This is a genomic window from Streptomyces sp. NBC_00425, assembly GCF_036030735.1.
In the GTDB taxonomy this organism is placed as follows: domain Bacteria; phylum Actinomycetota; class Actinomycetes; order Streptomycetales; family Streptomycetaceae; genus Streptomyces.
The window spans coordinates 8,892,088-8,907,710 of sequence record NZ_CP107928.1; the positions used below are offsets into that span (position 1 = coordinate 8,892,088).

The window sequence follows — 15,623 nt, forward strand, 5'->3', positions numbered from 1 at the left end:
ACCAGGGACGGAGGGCCGCGAACGGGGACCCGGCGGCGTCAGCGGTGCAGTGAGCGCGCCCAGTCCTGCGGCACCCGCCCGGCCGGCCCCGGCGTCGGCTGGTCCGCGGGGTGGCTGACCGGCGGGGCCAGTTCCGGCCCCGACTCGTAGAGCTCGTCGGACGAGTAGTCCCAGAACCACTCCTCGCCCGGCTCGAAGCTTCGGACCAGGGGATGCCCGGTGGTCTTGTAGTGGGCGGTGGCGTGCTGGGCGGGGGAGGAGTCGCAGCAGCCGACGTGCCCGCAGCTCGCGCAGCGCCGCAGGTGGAACCACCAGCCGCCCGCGGCGTCGCAGTCGACGCAGCCGTCCCCGCTGGGCGGGACGCTCGGGTCGATGCCGTCCACGTCGGTCATACGGGCTCCTCAAGAGTCTCGGGGTTGTCGAGGTCCTGGTCGCCGTCGGCGCCGGGATCGGTGGCGGTCAGCGGCAGCAGGACCTGGAAGCGGGTGTCGCCCGGCGCGGACTCGACGTGCAGGCTGCCGTGGTGCTTGTTGACGACGATCCGCCACGAGATGTCCAGGCCCAGACCGGTGCCCTCGCCCACCGGCTTGGTGGTGAAGAACGGGTCGAAGATCCGGCCCCGGATGTCCGGCGGGATGCCGGGGCCGGTGTCGCGGAACTCCACCAGCAGCCGGTCGCCCTCCCGCGCGGTCCGCACCGTCAGCGTGCCGTCGCCTCCGGCGCTGTCGACGGCGAACACGGCGTTGTCGACGAGGTTCGTCCACACCTGGTTGAGCTCGGCCGGGTAGGCGGGGATCTTCGGCAGGCTGCGGTCGTAGTCCTTGACGACCTGGATGCGCCGGCCGATCTTGCCCCCGAGCATCAGCAGGGTGCTGTCGAGGAGTTCGTGCACGTCGACGACCCGGTAGGGAGCACGGTCGAGCTGGGAGTACTGCTTGGCGGCGTCGACGAGATGGGAGATGCGGTTGGTCGAGTCGTCGATCTCGTCCATCAACAGCTCGGTCTCGACGGTGTAGCTGAGCCACCCGATCGCGCTCGGCAGGATGTCCTCGTCGACCGCGGCGGCCACCTGCTCCAGCCAGTCCACGTCGAGGCCGGCCTGCACGAAGGTCGGCGCGATGCGCCAGCCCTCGGGGAGGCCGTGGTCGTCGAGCCAGTCGGTGAGCGCGTCCTCCCGGTCGGAGGCCTCCAGCGGACTCAACGTCGGTGCCTTGGCGACCAGTTCGGCCGTGCGCTCCTGGATCTCGATCAGCCGGGTCAGCGCCGCCGGCTCGTAGCCGCCGGAGGCGATCACGGCCAGCTTGTGCCGCATCTTCGCCACCCGTTCGCGCAGCGTGGCGGTGGCCCGCACGGCAGCCGCAGCCGGGTTGTTCAGCTCGTGCGTGAGACCGGCCGACAGCGAGCCCAGCGCCAGCAGCCGTTCGCGCTGACCGATGGCCCGCTGGGTGTTCTTCGAACCGAAGAACAGCCCCTCCAGCAGGTGGGCCGCCATCGGGAACCACTCCTGCATGACCGCCGAGAAGGACTCGGCGGGCAGCACGAAGAACCGCGTCGGCTCCGTCACCCGCATGGAGTTCTGGTAGACCTGCGGCACCCGGTCGCCGAGGTAGGCCTGCATGGCCCCGGCGTACACCCCGCGCTGGGAGGTGCGGCTGACCTCGATGTCGTCCCCGCCGACCCGGCGGTACATCACGACCGAGCCCTCGAGCATCACGTAGAAGCAGGTCGCCGGATCGCCCTCGGTGTAGACCGGGCCGGGCTCGAACTTCTCCACCCGCCCCTCGCCGCACAGCCGCCCCAGCTGGTCGGGGGAGAGCTTCTCGAACAGGAACAGCGAACTGATCTCGGCCGGGCTGCACGGCATCAGCCGCCCGCTCACGACTGCTCCAGGTAACGGTGGACGAGCATCACGGCCATGGCTCCCTCTCCGACGGCGGACGCGACGCGTTTCGCGGACTCGGCGCGCGCGTCGCCCGCCACGAACACGCCGGGGATGTTGGTCTCCAGGTGGTACGGCGGCCGGTCCAGCTCCCAGTCCGCCGGCGGCCGCCCGTCCGGTGTGAGGTCGGGTCCGGCGAGGATGAACCCGCGCTCGTCGCGCAGCACCGCGCCGTCCAGCCAGCCCGTCAGCGGGGCCGCGCCGATGAACACGAACAGCCACTGCGCGTCGACGAGTTCGCTCTGCCCGGTGGCCACGTCCCGCAGCGTCAGCTGCTCCAGGTGCCCCTCCCCGTGCGCGCTCTCGACGACCGTCCCGGCGCGCACCGAGATGTTGGGCGCCTCCTCGATCTGCTGGATCAGGTAGTGCGACATCGACGCCGCCAGGGACTCCCCGCGCACCAGCAGCGTCACGGACTTGGCGCCCCGCGACAGGTACATCGCCGCCTGCCCGGCCGAGTTGGCGCCGCCCACGATGTACACGTCGTGCCCCTGACAGGAGGCCGCCTCGGTGAGCGCCGACCCGTAGAACACCCCGCAGCCGGTCAGGTCGTCGCAGCCCGGGGCGGCCAGCTGCCGGTAGGACACGCCCGTCGCGAGGATCACGCTGTGCGCGGCCACCGCGGAGCCGTCCGAGAAGCGCACCACCCGGGCGGACCCGTTGACCTCGAGCCCGGTCACCTCGCGGGCGGTGAGGATCTCCGCGCCGAACTTGGCGGCCTGACGGCGCGCCCGCTCGGTGAGCTGTCCTCCGGAGACCCCGTCCGGGAAGCCCAGGTAGTTCTCGATGCGGGAGCTCTGCCCGGCCTGTCCGCCGGTCGCCGACCGCTCCACGAGCACCGTGCGCAGCCCCTCGGAGGCCCCGTACACGGCCGCGCCGAGTCCGGCCGGCCCGCCGCCGATCACCACGAGGTCGTAGAACTCGGCCGTCGGCGTGGTCGCCAGGCCCACCTGGGCGGCCAGCTCGGGCACGTCCGGCTCGACCAGGGGCGTGCCCTCCGCGGTGACCACCAGCGGCAGCCGCCGCTCGTCCACGCCGGCCGCGGCCAGCAGCCGCTGCCCCTCGGGCTCGTCGGCGGAGTACCAGCGGTAGGGCACCTGGTTGCGGGCCAGGAACTCCCGCACCTGCGAGGACCGTGCCGACCAGCGGTGCCCGACGACCTTCGTGGCGGGCACGGGCCGGTAGTCGCTGGCGCGCCAGGCGTCCAGCAGATCGTCCAGGACGGGGTAGAGCTTCTCCTCCGGCGGGTCCCACGGCTTCAGCAGGTAGTGGTCGAGGTCGACGACGTTGATCGCGTCGATCGCCGCGCTCGTGTCCGCGTAGGCGGTCAGCAGCACCCGCCGGGCGCCCGGATACACGTCCAGCGCCTGTTCGAGGAACTCGATGCCGTTCATCTGCGGCATCCGGTAGTCGGCCAGGATCACCGCCACCAGGTCGCCGCGCAGCTTCAGCTCGCGCAGCGCCTCCAGCGCGGACTCCCCGGACTCGGCGCGCACGATCCGGTACGAGGCGCCGTAGCGGCGCCTCAGGTCACGGGCGACGGCACGGGATACCCCCGGGTCGTCGTCCACGGTCAGGATGACGGTCCGCGCCGAATCGGCGGCCTGTGCCATGCGTCTCCCACCCCGAGAAGGGTCGTCGGTCGTCGCGGCACGGCGAAGCCCGCGCCGGCTTCGCCCATCGTATGTTCGATCGCCGGGGTTCGCTCGGAGTTGTCGGCGGGCCGTGCACTGCCGGCACAGTGCCGGGCGCGCACGGTCAAGGCGTCCGCCGCGCTCCCAGCACGCAGAACTCGTTGCCCTCCGGGTCGGCCAGCACCACCCACGGCTGCTCGCCCTGGCCGATGTCCACGTGCCGGGCGCCCAGCGAGACCAGACGGGCGACCTCGGCGTCCCGGTCGTCCGGCCGGAAGTCCAGGTGGAGCCGGTTCTTGACCGTCTTCGCATCCGGCGTCCGGCCGAACAGCAGGCCCGGCAGCCGGTCGGGCTCCGGTCGGATCTCGTACTCGTCGGACGACTCGTCGACCACGACCCATCCGAGGGCCGCCGCCCACCAGCGCCCGAGCGCCACCGGGTCGGCCGCGTCGACGATCACTTGCTCCCACTCCAAAGCCATGCTCGCAGCTTAGGGAAGACTGGGGCCCGACGGATGTGATCACGACACGAGGAGGCGGCGGGATGACGGGCCCGATCACGGCAGGGGTCGACGGGACGGACGAGAGCGTGGCGGCGCTCGCCTGGGCGGCCCGCGAGGCCGTCCGGCGCGACCTGGAGCTGCGGGTGGTGCACGCCTGGCGGTTCCAGCCGAACGCGGCGCAGGACGTGGCCGACCGGGACGCGCAGGAACGCTGGGTGCGCGACGCGGCCGAGCGGGCCGTCGCGGAGATCGCCGAGCGGCACCCCGGACTGGCCGTCGTCACCGACGTGCGTGAGGGCGGCCCGGTCGAGACGCTGGTCGCCGCGGCGGCCGAGGCGGAGCTGCTGGTGCTCGGCTCCCGCGGGCACGGCCCGGTCGTCGGGTTCCTGCTGGGCTCGGTGGGCCAGCAGGTGATCGCCGAGGCGCCGCGCCCGGTGGTGCTGGTGCGGGCGGGCGACCGCGCCTTGGCCGAGGCCGGGGGGCAGGAGATCGTCGTCGGTCAGCAGGGCGACCCCGAGGACAGCGCCGCCGCGCTGCGTTTCGCGTTCGAGACGGCCGCGGCCCGGGGCGCGGCCGTGCGCGCCGTGCGTGCCTGGACGCTGCCGCCCGTGTTCGCCTACAGCCCCGGCTCGCTCCGGCTCGCCGACGAAGCCGGCGGTCTGGAGCCGTACGAGAAGAAGGCGCTGGCCGCGGCCCTGGAGCCGTGGCGGGAGCGCTTCCCTGACGTGCCCGTGGTGGAGCACGTGGAGATGGGCAGCGCCGGGCAGGTGCTGCTCTCGGTGTCCGGCCGGGCGCAGCTGATGGTGGTCGGCAGGCGCGCCCACCGCACGGCCGTGGGCGCCCGGATCGGCTCGGTGGCGCACGGCGTACTGCACCACGCGGACTGCCCGGTCGCCGTCGTGCCGCAGGGCTGACTCACTCCGGGAGCGTCGGTTCCAGGGTCTCGCGTGCCTTGGGCAGGATGTTCCTGATGTAGTCGGCGACCACGGTGTCGAGCCCGATGTCGTGCTGCGCGCGCTCCGAGAGGTACCAGCGGTGCTCCAGGAGCTCGTGGTAGATCTCCGCCGAGTCCATGGAGCCGCGCAGTTCGAGGGGGACCTCGCGCACGGTGGGCCGGAACACGTCCCGCACCCAGCGGTGCGCCAGCACCTCCGGGCGGGCGGCGAGGGGGTCGCCCGGGGCGTAGTCGTCCTGGGTGGCCATCCAGCTCTCGAGGTCGCTGAGCAGTCGCCGGGCCTGGTTCTCCTCGGTGTCCAGGCCGGTCAGGCGCAGCAGCTGGCGCTGGTGGTGGCCGGCGTCCACGACCTTCGGCACGAAGGCCACCGAGTCGCCGTTGGAGGAGTGCTCGATCTGCATCTCGGCGACGTCGAAGCCGAGCTCGTTGAGCCGGCGGATGCGGCGCTCGATGTAGTGGTACTTGCCCGCCGGGTACACCGAGGTGCGGGTCAGCTCGTCCCACAGCGCCCCGTAGCGGCCGCAGATCTCGGTGCCGAACTCGATCGGGTCCACGGACGGGTGCAGCGCCCCCGAGGCCTCCAGGTCGAGCAGCTCGCCGCTGATGTTGACGCGGGCGAGGTCGAGGTCGTAGTCGCGCTGGCCGGGGCTGAGCTGCGGGTGCAGGTCGCCGGTCTCGGCGTCCACGAGGTAGGCGGCGTAGGCGCCCGCGTCCCGCCGGAACAGCGTGTTGGACAGCGAGCAGTCGCCCCACGCGAAACCGGCCAGGTGGAGCCGCACCAGCAGCACGGCGAGGGCGTCCATCAGCCGGTGCATGGTCGCCGGGCGCATCGTCGTCTCGAACATCGAGCGGTACGGGAGCGAACCGCCGAGATGGCGGGTGACCAGCACCGGTTCCAGGGAGGCGCCGCCCGGGTCGGTGCGGCCGGTGACCACGGCCAGCGGGTCGACGGAGGGGATGCCGAGCCGGTCCAGGTCGCGCAGCAGCTCGTACTCGCGCAGCGCGGGCCGTTCGGCGAGCTCCTTGACGGCGATGACCTCGTCGCCGGCCCGGGCGTAGCGCACCACGTGGCGCGAGATGCCGCGCGGCAGCGGGACGAGGACCTCCTCCGGCCACTCCTCCAGGGGCAGGTGCCAGGGCAGCTCCAGCAGGAGTGCCGGGTGCTCCGGGTTGGTGGCGCTGATCTGCAAAGCCATGGCCTGACCTTAGACGGCGCGTTCGCGGGCGAGCTCGGCCGCAGCCCGTACGGACCCCTGGTGCAGCGGGCCGTGCCCGGGCAGCAGCCGGTCGGCCGCAAGGCCGCCGATCACGTCCAGCGACGCGAGCGCGCGAGCCCGCTCGTGGTGGAACATGTCCGGCAGGAGCTGCGGCCCCTTCACCCGTGAGGTCGCGTGGCCGCTGACCAGCGCGTCGCCGGAGACGACGATCCCCGCCTGCGGCAGGTGGTACACCGTGTGGCCGTCGGTGTGACCCGGGGTGTGCACAGGCACCGGCCGGCCGGGCAGGTCGAGCGGGCCGTCGGCGACCGGGAACGCCTCGGGCGCGCCGACCGGGTGCTGTTCGGCCCCGCCGGAGCGCACCACGTGCACCAGCCACGGCACGACGCCGGGCCGCCAGGCGTTGCGCAGGATCGCCCCGACGCTCACCTGCTGGAGGAAATCCCGGCGGGCGTGCGGGACTTCGGCCTCGTGCAGATAGACCGGGACGCCGTACGCCGAGCGCAGGTGCTCGGCGGAGCCCAGGTGGTCGTTGTGGGCGTGGGTGATGAGCACGGCGGTGAGCGCCTCGGGTGAACCGCCCACCGACGCCAGGGAGTCGAGGACCTGCTCACGGTCGCCCGGGTAGCCGGTGTCGATCAGGGTGAAGGCGTCCCCCTCGGAGAGGATCACCCAGTTGGTGTGCGAGCCGTGCACCAGGTAGGCGCCGTCCGCCACTTGCCGTACGTCTGCCCGCATGGCCGTCCCCGTGTCCTGGAGGTTCGTGCTCGACGGGGGACAGCAAAGCAGATCAGCGGACGGATGCGGACGCCGGGGTTCCGAGCCGGTCGCACGCGCGGGGCGCCCGCCCCGCCCGCGGTCGCTGCTCCGCGCCCGGCGTCATCGCACCCCGCGCGGGCGGAACTGGACGCTGATGCGCGGCCCCGCGGCGCGGCCGGACTTCGGGACGCAGTGCTCCCAGGTCCGCTGGCAGGAGCCGCCCATCACGATCAGGTCGCCGTGGCCGAGCGGGCGCCGCACGGTCTCGCCTCCGCGCGCGGGACGCAGCAGCAGGTCGCGCGGCGAGCCCACGGAGAGGATCGCGACCATCGTGTCCTGGTCGGCGCCGCGGCCGGTCCGGTCGCCGTGCCACGCGACGCTGTCCCGGCCGTCGCGGTAGTGGCAGAGGCCGGCGGTGACGAACGGCTCGCCCAGTTCCCCGGCGTAGTGCGCGGACAGCGCACGGCGGGCGTCGTCGAGCACCGGGTGGGGCAGCGCCTCATGCTCCCCGTAGAACGCCAGCAGGCGCGGCACGGCGACGACGTTGTCGTACATCCTGCGCTGTTCGGCCCGCCAGGGGACCTCGGCCGCGAGGTGTTCGAACAGGACGTCCGAGCCGGTGAGCCAGCCCGGGAGCACGTCGATCCAGGCGCCCGCGCCGAGCACGGTGCGGCGCAGCCCGTGGAGGGGGCCGAGGTGCAGCTCGTCGGTCTGGTCGAAGAGGGAGCCCTGGAGGTGGTGCGCGGTCATGGTTCCAGCGTACGCCTGAATCGAAAATATGTTCGCTGTGGGCGGGCCTCGGGGGGTGTGGAGGCGGAGCCGTCCGTCGGCGGCCCTTTCGATGCATCGATGTATCGGATACATTCGCGTATCGAACGGAGGTGCGGGCATGGCAGTGCAGCAGACGACGGGACGCGTCACCCGGCGCCGCGTCCGCACCCGCGCCAACCTGCTCGACGCCGCCTTCGCCGTGTTCGCCGCCAAGGGCTACGGCCGGGTCTCGATCGAGGAGGTCTGCGAGGCCGCCGGCTACAGCAGGGGTGCCTTCTACTCCAACTTCGGCAGCCTCGACGAACTGTTCTTCGCCCTCTACCAGGAGCGTGCGGACGTCATCGCCCGGCAGGTCGCCGACGCCCTCGCCGGCGACGGGCCCGACCTCGACGTGCCGGCCTCCGTGGACCGCGTCACCGAGGTGCTCCTCCTCGACCTGGACTGGCTGCTGGTGAAGACGGACTTCCTGGTGCACGCCGCCCGCGACCCGGCCGTCGCGCAGACCCTGCTCGAACACCGGGCCCGACTGCGCCGCGCGATCGCCGACCGGCTGTCCCGGGCCCGCGGCCACACGCCCCTGCCCGTCGTGCTCGGCGACGCCGACTGCGCCGCCCGCGCGGTGGTCGCCGCCTACGACGGCGTCACCACCCAACTGCTGCTGGACAAGGATGTGAACAGCGCCCGCGCCTGGCTCAAGCAACTGCTCACCGCGCTGCTGACCGACGGCAGCGGACAACACGCCTGACACCCACGCGCACCCACCTCAGACAGACCAAGACGATCTCAGACAGTCTCAGAGAGACTCGGACAGAAGGGCAAACGGTCGCCATGGACGCGGACGTCATCGTCGTCGGAGCGGGCCTCGCCGGCCTGGTCGCGGCGCACGAACTCACCAGCAGAGGCCGGCGGGTCGCCCTGGTCGACCAGGAGAACGCCGCCAACCTCGGCGGCCAGGCGTTCTGGTCCTTCGGCGGGCTCTTCCTCGTCGACTCTCCGGAACAGCGCCGCCTCGGCATCAAGGACTCCTTCGACCTGGCCTGGAGCGACTGGCAGGGCAGCGCGCAGTTCGACCGGACCGAGGACGAGGACTCCTGGGCGGTGCGCTGGGCGCGCGCCTACGTGGAGTGGGCGGCGGGGGAGAAGCGCAGCTGGCTCGCCGGGCACGGGATCTCCTTCGTGCCGACCGTCGGCTGGGCCGAACGCGGCGATCTGCGGGCCGACGGGCACGGCAACTCCGTGCCCCGCTTCCACGTCGCGTGGGGGACCGGCACCGGCGTCGTCGATCCGTTCGTCCGCCATGCCAAGCAGGCCGCCCGGGACGGACTGCTGACCTTCCACCACCGTCACCGCGTGGACGAACTGGTCATGGAGGACGGCGCCGCCCGCGGCGTACGCGGCACGGTCCTCGCCCCCGACGACTCCGCGCGCGGAGTCGCCTCCGGCCGCGACCCGATCGGCGACTTCGAGCTGACCGCCCGGGCCGTGGTCGTCACCAGCGGTGGCATCGGCGCCGACCACGACATCGTGCGGCGCTACTGGCCCGAGCGGCTCGGCACGCCCCCCGCCGAGATGGTGACCGGCGTGCCCGCCTACGTCGACGGCCGGATGCTCGACATCAGCGCCGAGGCCGGCGTCCGGCTGGTCAACCGCGACCGCATGTGGCACTACACCGAGGGCATCCAGAACTGGGACCCCATCTGGCCCGGCCACGGCATCCGCATCCTGCCCGGTCCGTCCTCCCTGTGGTTCGACGCCCTCGGCCGTCGGCTGCCCGACCCGTGCCTGCCCGGCTACGACACCCTCGGCACGCTCAAGTACCTGCGCACGACCGAGGACATCGCCGGCCACGACCACTCCTGGTTCATCCTCACCCGCAGGATCGTCGAGAAGGAGTTCGCGCTGTCGGGCTCCGAGCAGAACCCCGACATCACCGCCAAGGACCGCCGGGCCGTGCTGCGCGACCGGCTGCTCGGCAAGGGCGCCCCGGCGCCGGTGCAGGCGTTCCTCGACCACGGCGCGGACTTCGTGATCGCCGACACCCTCGACGAGCTCGTCGGCAAGATGAACGCCCTCACCGGGAAGCCGCTGCTCGACGTGGACGGACTGCGCCGGCAGATCGAGGCGCGTGACCTGCAGATGGCCAACCCGTACAGCAAGGACGCCCAGGTCCAGGGCATCCGCAACGCCCGCCGCTACATCGGCGACCGGCTCGGCCGCGTCGCCACCCCGCACCGCGTCCTCGACCCCGAGGCCGGGCCGCTGATCGCCGTCAAGCTGCACGTCCTCACCCGCAAGACGCTCGGCGGCATCCAGACCGACCTCGACTCACGCGCCCTGGGCGCCGACGGTCAGCCGGTCGAGGGCCTCTACGCGGCGGGGGAGGTGGCCGGCTTCGGCGGCGGCGGCGTCCACGGCTACAACGCTCTCGAAGGCACCTTCCTCGGCGGCTGCCTCTTCTCCGGGCGGGCGGCCGGGCGGGCGGCGGCGAAGCAGACCGGCTGACCTCAGGGCTGGTCCGCCGTCAGCAGGCGGACCAGCACCGCCGTGTGGCTCTGCTCGGGGGATTTCGCGGAGGTCAGCAGCGTCACCGGCCCCTTCGTCGCCAACTCGCGTACATGATCGAGGAGTTCAGACGCCTCGGGCGCGGTGAGCTCCGCCTCGTACCGGCGGGCGAACTCCTCGTGGGAGCCCTCGCCCGCGTGGTACCAGCGGCGCAGTTCCGTGGACGGCGTGAGGCCCTTGGGCCACTCGTCGACGCGCGCCGCCTCCTTGGACACCCCGCGCGGCCACAACCGGTCGACCAGCACCCGCACACCGTCCTGCGGCTCGGGCGGGTCGTAGACGCGACGTACGCGGACCTTCATGGCGGCCGTCCTCGGGTCGGCGGATCGTGTCGATCGTAGGCCCGGGGCGTCCTGGGGCGCCGCTCGGCTTGACCTGAATGAGGGGGAACACCGCGGCGTCCGGTCCTAGTCTGAGGACGTTTGATCACAGGCCACCCCCCAGGAGCGCACGTGACACACCCCCGCAGACGCACCACCGCCCTGCTGCGCCGCGAAGCCGTCGCCGCCACCGTCCCCGTCGCCGTGGCCGCGCTGCTCGCGGCGGCCGGCCCCGCCGCGGCGGCCGGCCCGACGGGCACGGCCGGCGTCGGCGACCCCTACTTCCCGCTCGCCGGCAACGGCGGCTATCACGTGGCCCACTACGACCTGACCCTCCGTTACGACCCCGGCAGCCGCCACCTCGACGGCAAGGCGGTCCTCACCGCCCGCGCCACCCAGCGCCTGACCCGCTTCGACCTCGACTTCCAGGGGCTGAACGTCACCGGCCTGACGGTCGAGCACGTCAAGGCCGCTCACCGGCGCCGGGGCCAGGAACTCGTCGTCACCCCCAAGCGCGCGCTGCGCAAGGGCGAGCGCTTCCAGATCACCGTCACCTACAAAGGCACCCCCGGCCCGGTCACCGACCCCGACGGGTCCCTGGACGGCTGGATCCCCACCGACGACGGCGCCTTCGTCGCCGGCGAGCCGCAGGGCGCCATGACCTGGTTCCCGGCGAACAACCACCCTCTCGACAAGTCCTCCTACGACTTCGCCATCACCGTCCCCGCCGGCCGCGCCGCCGTCGCCAACGGCGTCCTGGTCGGCCGGCGCACCACGCACGGCACGACCACCTACCGCTGGCGGCAGAAGGAGCCCATGGCCGCCTACCTCGCCACCGCGACCGTCGGGAAGTTCCAGGTCGAGCAGTACACCACCCGCGACGGACTCGAGGTCTACAACGCCGTCGACCCGCGCGAGGCCGCGGCCGCCGCGCCGGTGCTGAAGAAACTGCCCTCCGTGCTGGAGTGGGAGAGCCGGCTGTTCGGGCCCTACCCGTTCCGCGCCGCCGGGGCGATCGTCGACCACGCCCCGAACGTCGGCTACGCCCTGGAGACCCAGACCCGGCCGGTGTACGACCGGGCGCCCTCCCTGAGCACCCTCGTCCACGAGAGCGCCCACCAGTGGTACGGCGACTCCGTCTCCCTCACCTCCTGGAAGGACATCTGGCTCAACGAGGGCTTCGCCACCTACGCCGAGTGGCTCTACGCCGAGCAGCACGGCGGCGACAGCGCCCAGAAGGCCTTCGACGACCTGTACGCCCTCCCGGCGACCGACGGACTGTGGGCGTTCCCGCCCGGCGACCCCGGCAGTGGCGCGAACATCTTCGGCACCCCGGTCTACGCCCGCGGCGCCATGACCCTGCACGTGCTGCGCAGCACGGTCGGAGACCGTGCCTTCTTCCGCATCCTGCGTGCCTGGGCGGCCGCACACCGCAACGGCAACGGCACCACCGCCCAGTTCGAACGCCTCGCGGAACGGACGTCCGGCAGAAAACTCGGCCCTCTGTTCCGGACCTGGCTGTACGGCGACGGCAAGCCCGCAAGGCCGTAGCCGGCGAACAGGACCCGCAACCTGACGAGTTCCACACACCTGTCGGCGAGAGTCGACCCATGATCGCCATCCCGCGCCGTCGGCCCCTGCCCCGCCCCCGTGCCGTGCTGCTCGCCGCGTCCCTGCTGCTCACGGGATGCGGCGGCACCGCGTCCTCCGACGGAGCCGGGGCCCACGGCGCGCCCGCCGCCCCCGCCGCGGTGAGCGCCGCGCCGGGCGCCCCCGCACCCGCGTCCGCCGCCCCGACCGTGCCGCAGCGGATACCGGGCCTGGGGCCGAGGACCTGGTCCCAGGTGCCGGGCGACGCACGGCAGGCGGTCGTGGTGACCGGCGCCGGGAAGAACTCCCCGCTCTCCACCGTCGTCCTCTACCGGCGCACCGCGACCGGCTGGCAGGCCGGCGAGCGCTGGCCCGCGCACAACGCCCTGCGCGGCTGGAGCGACCACCACACGGGTGGCGACCTGCGCTCGCCCATCGGCGTCTACGGCCTCACCGACGCCGGCGGCCTGCTGCCCGACCCGGGCACGAAACTCCCCTACGACCACGGGAGGGGTTTTCGCTCGCCGGGCACCGGATTCGAGGGCGAGTCGCTGGAGGGCTCGTTCGACTACGTGGTCGCCATCGACTACAACCGCACGCCCGGCGTCTCCCCGCTCGACTGGACCCGCCCGCTCGGCGCGGGCCGCGGCGGCGGGATCTGGCTCCACGTCGACCACGGCGGCCCCACCCACGGATGCGTGAGCGTCGCCGAGCGCCACATGAAGGAACTGCTGCGCGCCCTCGACCCCGCCCTGCACCCCGTGACCGTCATGGGCGACCATGCCTCTCTGGCCCGCTGAGGACGAGGGAGCAGTCGCGTGTGCGCTCATGTACTGGTGGCCGAGGACGACACGATGCAGGCCGAGCTCATCCGCCGCTCGCTGCTCGCCGAGGGCCACACCGCCACCGTCGTGCACGACGGCTCCGCCGCGCTGGAGGCGGTGCGGCGGGACCGGCCGGACCTCGTCGTCCTCGACCTCATGCTGCCGCTCGTCGACGGGTTCGGGGTGTGCCGGGTGCTGCGGCAGGGCGACGACGACATCCCGGTGCTGATGCTGACCGCCCGCGCCGCCGAGGACGACCTCCTGCTCGGCCTCGAACTCGGCGCCGACGACTACATGACCAAGCCGTACAGCCCACGCGAGCTGATGGCCCGCATCCGCACCGTCCTGCGGCGCAGCGGCCGGGCCGGCGCCGACCGGCGGGACGGGCCCGTCGTGCGGGCCGCGGGGCTCGCCGTCGACCCGGAGCGGCACGAGGTGCGCTGCGAGGGCGAGCCGGTGGACTGCACACCGGCCGAGTTCCAGATCCTGCTGGCGATGGCCTCCGAACCCGAACGTGTCTTCTCCCGGAGGCAGTTGCTCCAGTGCACCCGCGGCTTCGACCGCTCCTCCACCGAACGGGCCGTCGACGTGCACATCATGAACCTGCGCCGCAAGATCGAGGCCGACCCGCGCAAGCCCGTGCGGCTGCTCACCGTGTTCGGCGTCGGCTACAAGCTGAGCGGCGGCCGGCCGTGAACCGCGCCCGGATACCGCTGCGCAAACGGCTGCTCGTCCGGCTGCTGAGCGCATCCGTCCTCATCGCCGTGTGCTCGGTGGCCGCGACCGCCTGGCTGGCGGTGACCACCACCACCCGCGCGCTGCGGGAGGAACAGGGCCAGGCGCTCGCCGACGACATGGACATCCTCGCCCGGCTCAGCGGCTACGCGGCCACGCACCCCGAGTGGACCGGCGTCCAGGACGCGGTGCGTGAGCTGTCCGCGGTCACCGGCAGACGCATCGCCCTCACCACGACCGACCGCACCCCCCTCGCCGACTCGGCGCCGCGGGGCACGTCGCTGCCGCCGCGCGCCGCCGCCACCGTCGACCCGCTGCGCACCGACACGTACACCGAGCGCGGCGCCCAGCTCAGCGGCACCGATCCGCGGGTGGTGGGCCCCTATCGGCTCACCCCCGGGGAACGCCACGAGCTCGACTCGGCCGCCCACGACCGGCAGGCGTGCTTCGCCCGGTACGGCATGGAGACGACCGTGACCCGGACCCCGAGCGGCCGCCCGGTGGTCGAGGACGCGGACGGCACGACCTCGTCCGGCTATGTGCCCGACGAATGCGCGGACGGGCGGCTCAACACCCCGATGCCCACCGAGGAGAAGGCGCTGACCGCGCTCCAGGGGCTCGCGGCCGGCTGCCTGACCCGCGCGGGCCTCGATCCCGGGACGCCGTTGTTCCTCGGCCTCGGCGGGCCCGGCGCCCTCGGCCGGGACGCGACCCCCGGGCCCGTGTTCGGCAAGGCGCGCGGCGCCAAGGCGATGCGGGCGGCGCAGACCTGCATCGAGGAAGGCCGCCGGGTTCAGCTCGACCCGTACGTGGCCCCGGTCGCCGAACTGTTCTTGGGCGGCGGGAACACCGGCGCGCAGCCCCGCTGGGACATGTCACGGGCCAACAAGGCGAAGGTCGTCGGCGTGGCCGGGCTGGTGCTGGCCGTCACCGTCGCGGTGAGCGCCCTCGTCGCCACCCGTCTCGTCCGCCCCCTGCGGGCCCTGACGGAGGCCGCGCAGCAGCCCCCGGACCGGCACGCCAGGGTTCCCGTCACGACGCGGGACGAGACCGGCATCCTCGCGGAGGCGTTCAACGACCTGACCGAACGCAGGCAACGGCTGGAGGCGCAGCGCAAGGCCTTCGTCGCGGACGTCGCCCACGAACTGCGCAGCCCGCTCACCAACATCCGGGGCTGGCTGGAGGTCACCCGCGACGGTCTCGTCGAACCCGACGCCGAGCTGCTCGGTGCGCTGCACGAGGAGGCGCTGGTCCTGCAGCGGGTCATCGACGACCTGCGCGACCTCGCCGCCGCCGACGCCGGCACCCTTCTGCTGCACCGTGAACCGGTGGCCGCCGACGATCTGCTCGCCCAGGTCGCCGCCGCGCACCGGGTGGCCGCCGACACCGCCGGGGTGACTCTGCGTACCGACACCGAGGACGCCGTCTGGCTGGACGCCGACCCGGTGCGGCTGCGGCAGGTCCTCGGCAACCTCGTGGCCAACGCCGTGCGCCACACCCCGGCGGACGGCACGGTCACTCTGACCGCCCGCGGGGACGGCGACCGGGTCGTGCTGAAGGTCGCCGACACCGGCACGGGCATCGCCCCCGGGGATCTGCCGCACGTCTTCGAGCGGTTCTGGCGGGCGGAGAAGTCGCGGAGCCGGCGCACCGGCGGCAGCGGGCTGGGTCTGCCGATCGTCCGCCAGCTGACGGACGCCCACGGGGGCACGGTCGAAGCGGCCAGCACTCCCGGCGAGGGCAGCGTCTTCACCCTGCGGCTGCCCGCCGCGCCGCCGCCGGGAGACGGCTGAGGCGTCAAGGCCCGGCCGCCCG

General features: G+C 73.3%; 15 protein-coding genes. 7 read left to right on the forward strand and 8 right to left on the reverse strand.

Features of this window, described 5'->3' with window-relative positions; translation table 11 throughout:
* Positions 1 to 38 precede the first annotated feature (38 nt).
* The 4 genes from OHS82_RS39205 to OHS82_RS39220 form a co-directional block, all read right to left on the reverse strand.
* Complete coding sequence (locus tag OHS82_RS39205; protein WP_057581762.1) at positions 39 to 392, reverse strand: UBP-type zinc finger domain-containing protein; 354 nt, start codon at positions 390 to 392, stop codon at positions 39 to 41.
* Entirely contained in the window at positions 389 to 1,864 is a 1,476-nt protein-coding gene (locus OHS82_RS39210) for an ATP-binding protein (RefSeq protein ID WP_370444170.1), read from the reverse strand. Before OHS82_RS39210 ends, OHS82_RS39205 begins: the two co-directional genes overlap by 4 nt.
* 11 nt (positions 1,865 to 1,875) lie before the next feature.
* A complete protein-coding gene (locus OHS82_RS39215) occupies positions 1,876 to 3,552 on the reverse strand; it encodes an FAD-dependent oxidoreductase (protein ID WP_057581764.1) in 1,677 nt (558 codons plus the stop codon).
* A gap of 145 nt (positions 3,553 to 3,697) precedes the next feature.
* A complete protein-coding gene (locus tag OHS82_RS39220) occupies positions 3,698 to 4,054 on the reverse strand; it encodes a VOC family protein (RefSeq protein WP_057581765.1) in 357 nt (118 codons plus the stop codon).
* A gap of 62 nt (positions 4,055 to 4,116) precedes the next feature.
* Between OHS82_RS39220 and OHS82_RS39225 the strand changes: the two genes are divergently transcribed.
* Positions 4,117 to 4,989: a universal stress protein gene (locus OHS82_RS39225; RefSeq protein WP_057581766.1), complete on the forward strand. Its 873-nt coding sequence runs from the start codon at positions 4,117 to 4,119 to the stop codon at positions 4,987 to 4,989.
* Position 4,990: 1 nt separating this feature from the next.
* Here the strand turns inward: OHS82_RS39225 and OHS82_RS39230 are convergent, their stop codons facing one another.
* From OHS82_RS39230 to OHS82_RS39240, 3 genes are all read right to left on the reverse strand, one after another.
* Entirely contained in the window at positions 4,991 to 6,226 is a 1,236-nt protein-coding gene (locus OHS82_RS39230; RefSeq protein WP_328435598.1) for a DUF4032 domain-containing protein, read from the reverse strand.
* A gap of 9 nt (positions 6,227 to 6,235) precedes the next feature.
* Complete coding sequence (locus tag OHS82_RS39235; protein WP_328435599.1) at positions 6,236 to 6,985, reverse strand: MBL fold metallo-hydrolase; 750 nt, start codon at positions 6,983 to 6,985, stop codon at positions 6,236 to 6,238.
* Positions 6,986 to 7,126: 141 nt separating this feature from the next.
* Complete coding sequence (locus OHS82_RS39240) at positions 7,127 to 7,756, reverse strand: alpha-ketoglutarate-dependent dioxygenase AlkB (protein WP_057581769.1); 630 nt, start codon at positions 7,754 to 7,756, stop codon at positions 7,127 to 7,129.
* A 139-nt stretch (positions 7,757 to 7,895) separates the two neighbouring features.
* Between OHS82_RS39240 and OHS82_RS39245 the strand changes: the two genes are divergently transcribed.
* Together OHS82_RS39245 and OHS82_RS39250 are read left to right on the forward strand one after the other, a co-directional pair.
* The gene (locus OHS82_RS39245) at positions 7,896 to 8,522 is read left to right on the forward strand and encodes a TetR/AcrR family transcriptional regulator (protein ID WP_057581770.1); all 627 of its coding nucleotides are present in this window, start codon (positions 7,896 to 7,898) and stop codon (positions 8,520 to 8,522) included.
* Positions 8,523 to 8,605: 83 nt separating this feature from the next.
* Complete coding sequence (locus OHS82_RS39250; RefSeq protein ID WP_057581771.1) at positions 8,606 to 10,279, forward strand: FAD-binding dehydrogenase; 1,674 nt, start codon at positions 8,606 to 8,608, stop codon at positions 10,277 to 10,279.
* A 2-nt stretch (positions 10,280 to 10,281) separates the two neighbouring features.
* On the opposite strand, the gene OHS82_RS39255 is transcribed toward OHS82_RS39250, so the two are convergent.
* The gene (locus OHS82_RS39255; RefSeq protein WP_057581772.1) at positions 10,282 to 10,641 is read right to left on the reverse strand and encodes a DUF488 domain-containing protein; all 360 of its coding nucleotides are present in this window, start codon (positions 10,639 to 10,641) and stop codon (positions 10,282 to 10,284) included.
* A 150-nt stretch (positions 10,642 to 10,791) separates the two neighbouring features.
* Here OHS82_RS39255 and OHS82_RS39260 point away from each other — a divergent pair, with 150 nt between their 5' ends.
* Genes OHS82_RS39260 through OHS82_RS39275 form a run of 4 tightly spaced genes read left to right on the forward strand, consistent with a single transcriptional unit; the run spans position 10,792 to position 15,601 of the window.
* A complete protein-coding gene (locus tag OHS82_RS39260; protein ID WP_328435600.1) occupies positions 10,792 to 12,210 on the forward strand; it encodes a M1 family metallopeptidase in 1,419 nt (472 codons plus the stop codon).
* Between the two features lie 59 nt (positions 12,211 to 12,269).
* The gene (locus tag OHS82_RS39265; protein ID WP_328435601.1) at positions 12,270 to 13,049 is read left to right on the forward strand and encodes a L,D-transpeptidase family protein; all 780 of its coding nucleotides are present in this window, start codon (positions 12,270 to 12,272) and stop codon (positions 13,047 to 13,049) included.
* Positions 13,050 to 13,067: 18 nt separating this feature from the next.
* Positions 13,068 to 13,769 carry a response regulator transcription factor gene (locus tag OHS82_RS39270; protein WP_057581774.1) on the forward strand — a complete coding sequence of 234 codons (702 nt, stop codon included), beginning with the start codon at positions 13,068 to 13,070 and terminating at the stop codon, positions 13,767 to 13,769.
* Positions 13,766 to 15,601: a sensor histidine kinase gene (locus OHS82_RS39275; protein WP_328435602.1), complete on the forward strand. Its 1,836-nt coding sequence runs from the start codon at positions 13,766 to 13,768 to the stop codon at positions 15,599 to 15,601. Before OHS82_RS39270 ends, OHS82_RS39275 begins: the two co-directional genes overlap by 4 nt.
* Positions 15,602 to 15,623: the final 22 nt, after the last annotated feature.